This window comes from Psychromarinibacter sediminicola (assembly GCF_029168335.1).
Lineage (GTDB): Bacteria > Pseudomonadota > Alphaproteobacteria > Rhodobacterales > Rhodobacteraceae > Psychromarinibacter > Psychromarinibacter sediminicola.
This window is the reverse complement of sequence record NZ_JARGYC010000123.1, coordinates 1-7,126: the sequence shown is the minus strand read 5'-3', so window position 1 is coordinate 7,126 and position 7,126 is coordinate 1. Positions and strand designations below refer to the sequence as shown.

The 7,126-nt window shown below is 67.0% G+C and carries 7 protein-coding genes; 2 read left to right on the top strand and 5 right to left on the bottom strand.

Annotation, left to right across the window (positions count from 1 at the left end; all coding sequences use genetic code 11):
* Positions 1–121: 121 nt before the first annotated feature.
* The gene (locus P1J78_RS23620; RefSeq protein ID WP_275569837.1) at positions 122–325 is read left to right on the top strand and encodes a hypothetical protein; all 204 of its coding nucleotides are present in this window, start codon (positions 122–124) and stop codon (positions 323–325) included.
* A gap of 97 nt (positions 326–422) precedes the next feature.
* Here the strand turns inward: P1J78_RS23620 and P1J78_RS23615 are convergent, their stop codons facing one another.
* The 4 genes from P1J78_RS23615 to P1J78_RS23600 all read right to left on the bottom strand — a co-directional run bounded on the left by P1J78_RS23615 (position 423) and on the right by P1J78_RS23600 (position 5,045).
* On the bottom strand, positions 423–2,885 hold the full coding sequence (locus P1J78_RS23615) for a vitamin K epoxide reductase family protein (RefSeq protein ID WP_275569836.1): 2,463 nt from the start codon (positions 2,883–2,885) through the stop codon (positions 423–425).
* Positions 2,886–3,004: 119 nt separating this feature from the next.
* Complete coding sequence (locus P1J78_RS23610) at positions 3,005–3,811, bottom strand: metal ABC transporter permease (protein WP_275569835.1); 807 nt, start codon at positions 3,809–3,811, stop codon at positions 3,005–3,007.
* Positions 3,811–4,566: a metal ABC transporter ATP-binding protein gene (locus tag P1J78_RS23605; RefSeq protein ID WP_275569834.1), complete on the bottom strand. Its 756-nt coding sequence runs from the start codon at positions 4,564–4,566 to the stop codon at positions 3,811–3,813. The genes P1J78_RS23610 and P1J78_RS23605 overlap by 1 nt, the downstream gene beginning before the upstream one ends.
* Positions 4,563–5,045: a Fur family transcriptional regulator gene (locus P1J78_RS23600; protein ID WP_275569833.1), complete on the bottom strand. Its 483-nt coding sequence runs from the start codon at positions 5,043–5,045 to the stop codon at positions 4,563–4,565. The genes P1J78_RS23605 and P1J78_RS23600 overlap by 4 nt, the downstream gene beginning before the upstream one ends.
* Positions 5,046–5,134: 89 nt before the next feature.
* Between P1J78_RS23600 and P1J78_RS23595 the strand changes: the two genes are divergently transcribed.
* On the top strand, positions 5,135–6,088 hold the full coding sequence (locus P1J78_RS23595; RefSeq protein WP_275569832.1) for a zinc ABC transporter substrate-binding protein: 954 nt from the start codon (positions 5,135–5,137) through the stop codon (positions 6,086–6,088).
* A gap of 328 nt (positions 6,089–6,416) precedes the next feature.
* On the opposite strand, the gene P1J78_RS23590 is transcribed toward P1J78_RS23595, so the two are convergent.
* The gene (locus tag P1J78_RS23590; protein WP_275569831.1) at positions 6,417–6,824 is read right to left on the bottom strand and encodes a hypothetical protein; all 408 of its coding nucleotides are present in this window, start codon (positions 6,822–6,824) and stop codon (positions 6,417–6,419) included.
* Between the last annotated feature and the right edge of the window lie 302 nt (positions 6,825–7,126).

Sequence of the window (7,126 nt, the reverse complement as noted above, 5' to 3'; positions counted from 1 at the left end):
ACTCGGCAGGATATGCGACCTGTTCTCTCCGGTTGAATGCAGAAACTATTTCCAGGCTGCGGGATATGCGCCTGGTTAATCCCGAAAGACTCTAAACGTCGCCATCCTGCTGCTGATCGACTTGGCCTATCCTGGCGGCCCGGTGCTGAACGCGGTCGGCGGCTTTGCCACGGTCGCCGCCGGGCTCGGCGCCGTGCTGACGCTGCTTTACGTGGCGGGGCTGGTGGAGCGGCGCGACGCCACGCTCGGCCGGCTCGGCATCGACAGCTGGGCCGTCATCGGTACCTACGCCGCCGGCGTCCTGCTCCTTTGGGGAATGCGGTAGCGGCCCCCTTCATCTTGGCCGAAATACTCCGGGGAGGTCCGGAGGGGCAGCGCCCCTCCGGCCGGGTCGGATCGCGCCAGCGATCCGGGACATCCCGCTAGCGAATGTAGCGATCCCAGTCGCCATAGCTGTCATGCACCGCCCCGCGCGGCACGCTCAGCCCGATCAGCAGGAGCCCCGCCACGACCGACAGCGCGAAGACGCCCCAACTGGCGCCCACCAGCAACGGCGCGAACAGCAGCGCCACGCCGAGCAGCAGGTTCAGCATCCGCGCCAGCCGGGCCACCGGCGCCAGCGCCGTCACGGCCGCCGTGATGACCAGCGCGCCGGTCAGATGGAACGTGCCGGCCATCGGGTCGTCCCAGGTCACCAGGAGCGGGGCGAGCATCAGCAGCACCCCGACCCCGGCGCTGGCCGCCAGCGTCCAGGGCAGCGTCATGCCGCCCACCAGCATCTCGCGGACGATCTCGCGGGGGCTGCGCTCGAAATCCTCGTCGGGGAAGCGCGTCGGCCCCTCGTCGGTATCGCCGGTGAAGAACACCTTCAGCCACGGCTGCCCGGCGGCGTGGCGGCGTTTCAGGAACTGGTAGGTGGCGACCATCTCGTCCACCGAGAACGGGATCTGGCAGACCATCGCCGCCGCCGCCACGAGGCAGAGCGTACAGTAGGTGCCGATCACGATGGGCTGGATCACGATGAAGAAGATCGACACCGCGCCCAGCGGCACGATCATGATGCCGAAGGCGACGGTCAGCCAGGGCATCGTGCGCCAGCGCGACGCCGATCCGATGGCGCCGACCAGGATCTCCAGCGCATAGGTCATCGCGCCCAGACCTGCATCGGGGACCGGCCAGGCCTCGGAGACCTGCGAGGTGATGATCTGCTCGGTGCCGTTCATATCCGCTTTGGTGCCGGGGAAGAACGGCTCCCACACGCCGGGGATCGTCTCCAGCTGGTAGCCCGCGAGGTAGCGCGAGATCAGCAGGCCGACGACCGCGAGGATGATGACGGGCAGCCGCTGGAACCAGTCCGAGGGCGAATAGCTCCAGCCCTTGGGCACCACCGGCCCGGACTGCGCCGCCGCGGCCGAGACGCCGGGCGGCGGGCGGATGCCGACCGCGAAGCCGGCCACCAGCATCCCCACCAGCGTGCCGTTGAGATACGCCGCCGCGTTGTCCGACCAGAACAGCAGCGGCGCGGTCATCAGCCAGACGCCCAGCGCCGCGGTCACCCAGCGCGCGGCCGGCAGACGCCAGGACATCGACAGGAAGGCGAAGAGGACGACGGCGGCGCCGGTGATCACGTCGCTGGCGATCATCCACGGGTCGTCATGGCCCAGAAGCGGCGGCGCGGTCATCACCCAGACGCCCAGCCCGGCATTGGCCCAATGCGCCCAGAGCCCGCGCCGATGCGCCGCGCGATAGCGGCGCTCGTGCCGGGCGCGCAGCGGCTCGGCCTCCTCGGGCCGGTCCTCGACCCCGCGCAGCCACACAGGCGGCGTGATGCCGTTGTCGCGGAACCAGCCGCCCGGATCGGCCTTGAGCGAGGCGACGAGCGCCTCCAGCCCCTCGGCGATCCGGTGCTGCGGCTCCCAGCCCAGCCGGTCGCGCGCGCGGGAGATGTCCAGCGCGTAGTGATCCTCGGCCATGTCGATCATGAAGGGCTTGATGAACGGCGTCTCGCCCTCGTCATAGGCGTCGGGCACCACCGGCTCGGCCTGCACCTGCAGCCGCGCGCCGGTTTTCGCGATGGAATCGGGCAGCGACACGGTCTGCCAGTCGTCCTCGCCATGGATCAGCTGCGCGATGCGCGTCTGCAGGGCGGCGTAGTTCATCACCTCCGGCTCGCCGGCGAGGATAGCCAGCCCCGGCTCCAGCGCGTCGCGCCGGTCGATGGCGCGCTCGAACAGGTCGAGCATGTCGTCGAGATGGATCAGCGCCTGTCCGGCCGAGGTATCCCCGGCATAGACATGCGATTCGAAGCTGCGTTCGTAGATCCGCGCGATCTGCTGCGACAGGGTCGGCACCGCCGTATGGTCGTCGTAAAGCCCGGCGAGCCGCAGGAAGAGCGGCGGGATGTCGCCAGCCTCGTCGCGGATCACCTGTTCCGTCTTGGCCTTGGACTTCGGATAGGCCCAGCCGGGGGCGAGCGGCGTGTCCTCGTCGATCAGCTGGCCGGGGCGCACCGGCGCATGGACCAGCATCGTGCCGGAATAGACGAATTGCCCGACCTCGAAGCCCTGCAGCGCGCGCAGGAGGTTGCGCGTGCCCTCGACATTGACCTTGTCGTAGAGCGGGCTGTCGCGGCCGGAGAAATCGAAATAGGCCGCAAGGTGGACGACCGAGGCGATGCGCCGCCCGTGGTCGCGGGCGAAGCGCTCCAGCGCGCGGTCGACGGAATCCGGGTCGGTCAGGTCGCAGCCGATGGCGCCGTCGCCGGCATTGTCCGGCAGATCGAGCCCGACGACCGTATAGCGCCGCTGCAGCCGCTCTCTCAGCCTTGTCCCGATCCGGCCCTCGGCGCCCGTGATCAGGACGATGTCGTCTTGCGTGTCCGGCATGTAACGTCTCGCAAATGCATGGCCCGGTCCCGTCGGGCGGGGCCGGTGTTGCGAGACCAACGTGTCCCCGGACGGTTCGTTCCCTGGCGATGCGGTGCGGGCGGGCGCGGGCGCGCCGCCTAGCTTCGCGCCCGGCCGTGTCTTGTCAGCCCGGCCGCGACGCTGGAGATGCCGAAGCAGATGGCGACGACGCAGACGATGGTCGGCCCGGTCGGCGTGTCGAACTGGTAGGACAGGCGCAGCCCGCCGAAGCTGGCGGCCATGGCCAGGACCGTCGCCGAAAGACCCATCGCCTCGGGCGTGCGCGAGAACGGCCGCACCGCGGCGGCCGGAATGATCAGCATCGCGGTGATCAGCAGCACGCCCACCACCTTGATCGCCACCGCGACGACGAGCGCCAGCGCCAGCGTCAGGACGAGCTCTTCGCGCTTCGGGTCGATGCCGGCGGCGCGGGCGAGATCGGGGTTCAGCGTCGCCGTCAGCAGCGCCGACCAGCGCCAGGCGACAAGCGCGACGACGATCGCCGCGCCGCCCCAGATCACGCCGAGGTCGCCGCGCGACACCGACAGGATGTCGCCGAACAGGTAGGCCATCACGTCGATCCGCACGGTCTGAAGGAACGACACCGCCACCAGCCCGAAGGCCAGCGCCGAATGCGCCAGCACGCCCAGCAGCGTGTCCATCGCATAGCCGCGCCCCGACATCAGCGCCACCAGCGTCGCCATCACCAGCGCGACCACCAGCGCCCCGGCGAAGACCGGCAGCGAGAAGGCCAGCGACAGCGCCACGCCCAGGATCGCGGCATGCGCCGTTGCGTCGCCGAAATAGGCCATCCGGCGCCAGACCACGAAACAGCCCAGGGGCGCGGCGGCCAGCGCGGTGCCGATGCCGGCCAGCGCGGCGCGGGTCATGAAATCGTCCAGCATCACTCCGCCGGCTCCTCGTGGTGCAGATGTTCGTTGCCATGCGCGTGCCGGTGGTCGTGGTGATGCCGGTAAAGCGCCATGGTCCCGTGCGTCCCCTCGCCGAACAGGGCGCGGTAGTCGGGCGTTTCCGCGACCACGTCCGGCGTCCCGGCACAGCAGACATGCCCGTTGAGGCAGACGACGCGGTCCGAGGCGCTCATCACCACATGCAGGTCGTGGCTGACCATCAACACGGCACAACCGGTCTCGGCCCGGACATCCTCGATCCGCGCGTAGAAGGCGGCCGAGCCGGGCTGATCCAGCCCCGCCGCCGCCTCGTCGAGGATCAGGAGATCCGGTTCTTCGAGCAGCGCGCGGGCCAGCAGGATCCGCTGGAACTGGCCGCCCGACAGGGCCGCCATCTGCCGCTCGCCCAGCCCCGGCACGCCCGCGCGGTCCAGCGCCTGCCGCGCCGTGGCCGGAGCGACCCGGCGGGGCAGGCCGAGGAACCGCCGCACCGTCATCGGCAGGGTCGGGTCCAGCGCCAGCCGCTGCGGGACATAGCCGATGCGCAGCCCCGGTGCCTTGCGCACCCGGCCCTTCGCCAGGCCCACCCCGCCCAGGATCGCCCGGATCAGCGTGGACTTGCCGGAGCCGTTCGGCCCCACGATGGTGACGATCTCGCCCCTGTCGATGGCGAAATCGACCGACTCGAGCGCCACCGCCGACCCGTAGCGGACGGTGAGCCCCTGGATTTCGACGAGCGGATCGGTCATGGCGCGTCCTGCCCGACGCAGTCGGGGCACAGGCCTTCGGCCTCGCGCACGGTGCGCTCGACGACGAAACCGGCCTTGCGGGCGGCCTTGCCGATCTCGCCTTTTCCGGGGTCGGATTCGGTTTCCTCCACCCGCTCGCAGGACCGGCAGATCAGGAAGATCGGCGCATGGGGGTCGTCGAGATGCGAGCAGGCGATGAAGGCGTTCAGCCGCTCGATCCGGTGCGCGAAGCCGTGCTTCACCAGGAAATCCAGCGCCCGGTAGGCCACCGGCGGCTGCGATCCCAGCCCCTCCGCCCGGAGCCGTTCGAGGATGTCGTAGGCCCCCATGGCCTTGTGGTCGTCGAGCAGGATTTCCAGCACGCGCTGCCGCGTCTTGGTGAACTGAAGCCCCTGGTCGGCGCAGATCTGCGCGACGGTCGAGACGCCGTCCGCGATGCAGGTCTCGTGATCGTGGGGCTCGAACGCCTGTGTGGTCATTTTCGGATCTCCTGCCGCCAAGAGGTTGCTATGGTATAACATAGCAGATACACATGCAGTTGACCGTTACATAATTACAGGAGGCGTCGATGTCCAACCAAATCCGGATCGCTCTTTTGGGCGGCCTGCTGGGCGCGTCGGTCGCGACGGCCGCGCCCGCCGAGGCGCCCAAAGTCGCGGCCGACATAGAACCGGTTCACGGCCTTGTCGCGCGCGTCATGGACGGGATCGGCACGCCGTCGCTGGTGGTCCGCCCCGGCGCGTCGCCGCACGGCTATTCCATGCGCCCCTCCGAGGCGCGCGCGCTGCAGGAGGCCGAGGCCGTGTTCTGGGTCGGGCCGGAACTGGCGCCCTGGCTGGAAGGTTCCATCGACACGCTGGCCTCGGGGGCCGTGGTCGTCGAGCTGCTGGACGCGCCCGGCACCCAGACGCTGGCGTTCCGGGAGGGCGCGTCCTTCGGGGCCGACGGCCACGATCACGACGAAGCGGAGCATGAGGAAGACGGGCACGACGACGGGCACGATCACGACGGGCTGGATCCGCATGCCTGGCTCGACCCCGAGAACGCCAAGGCCTGGCTCGACGTGATCGCGGCGGAACTGGCGCGGCTCGACCCGGAAAACGCCGGCGCCTACGCCGCCAATGCCGAAGCGGGCAAGGCCGAGATCGACGCCGCGATGGAGGACGTCCGCGCCATGCTGGCCCCGGTGCGCGACATGCGGTTCGTGGTCTTCCACGACGCCTACCAGTATTTCGAGCACCGTTTCGACATCCCCGCCGCCGGCGCCATCGCGCTGAGCGACGCCACCGATCCCGGCCCGGCCCGTGTGGCGGAGATCCGCGACACCATCGTCGCGATGGATGTCCGTTGCGTGTTTTCCGAGCCCCAGTTCAACCAGGATCTGGTCGATACGGTGCTGGAGGGCACCGGCGGCGCCGCCGGGACGATCGACCCGCTGGGGTCCGGCATTCCCGGCGGGGCGGGCTTCTACCCCGCCTTCCTCCGGTCGATCGCCGCCGAGATGGCCGCCTGCGGATCGTGACGCGCGCCGCCCGACCCTCTCGGCCGCCCCGGCAAGGCTTGCCGGGGCGACAAGGCTCGGTGTAGCAGCAACCATTATTTGGCCATTGAGCCGAAATAAGTCATTGATTCAAATGACACCAAGACAAAGGCAGGCGAACGGCTTAGCCATTTTGCAAGCATATCCTCGGCCTTTTCTCCAAGCATAAGGAGGCCATCAATTCGCAAACATGGTCCCTGATACGAAAACAAGTTAACTTTCGAAAACAAAAAGCCACCCCGAAGGGTGGCTAAGGTGTGCGATGCCCCAGTTTCTCATCACGTCGCGGCAATGACGCTGGCTCGAAGTACTACTCCGCAGAGTGTTTTCTGAGCTGGCTGATTAAAAATAAAACATAGTCGGCGACTATTAAAGCATTCAGGCTGTTCTGATACGAGCTGTATTCTATCAGGCCGTGTATTGCAGCGTGCCGGTTCGGAATTTGATCGGCTTGAAATTTTGAAAGGGCCTCAGGTATTTTGACTTTTTCGTATAGATGGGCATCCAAAATTTCGAGTAAATCCATAGGAGCTGAATGGCTCAATACAATGCCTGCAGGCACTTTCCACACTATGCTTCGAAGCTCCTGCAGGCTGGCAGCATTGCCACCAACATCAATTTCGAATGCTTTCCGAAACTCCATTTCAACATAGGGCAACAAGGTGAGAACTACTGAACGAAATAGCTCATGGCGATGGCACATGAGAGCATCGTGCATGGACCGCTTCGCCTCGTTACTGATATCATATTCGTGGAGGTCGCGCTGAAATTGCTCTTCGACTGAATCCCAGTGGCTCCTATAGTAATTGATCGTCGAAGGACCAAATTTTTCAGGTTGGTCCTCATCATAGAGCTCCCAAGGTGTAGTTGCATGGGGCAAAAGACCGGAAGTTTCTCGGAGTGCTGTCTTTGCGGCCTGGTGTTTTTTTAGAGCGTTTGCCCACCGACATGAATCGATTGGGGATTCCCATTCGGCCGAGGGACTGATTCACTGACCCTGGGGCAGATACTGGGGGCAGC

Coding starts and splice junctions, on each gene's coding strand:
- P1J78_RS23615 (WP_275569836.1), bottom strand. CDS start 2,885: ATGCCGGACACGCAAGACGACATCGTCCTGATCACGGGCGCCGAGGGC.
- P1J78_RS23610 (WP_275569835.1), bottom strand. CDS start 3,811: ATGCTGGACGATTTCATGACCCGCGCCGCGCTGGCCGGCATCGGCACC.
- P1J78_RS23605 (WP_275569834.1), bottom strand. CDS start 4,566: ATGACCGATCCGCTCGTCGAAATCCAGGGGCTCACCGTCCGCTACGGG.
- P1J78_RS23600 (WP_275569833.1), bottom strand. CDS start 5,045: ATGACCACACAGGCGTTCGAGCCCCACGATCACGAGACCTGCATCGCG.
- P1J78_RS23595 (WP_275569832.1), top strand. CDS start 5,135: ATGTCCAACCAAATCCGGATCGCTCTTTTGGGCGGCCTGCTGGGCGCG.
- P1J78_RS23590 (WP_275569831.1), bottom strand. CDS start 6,824: ATGCACGATGCTCTCATGTGCCATCGCCATGAGCTATTTCGTTCAGTA.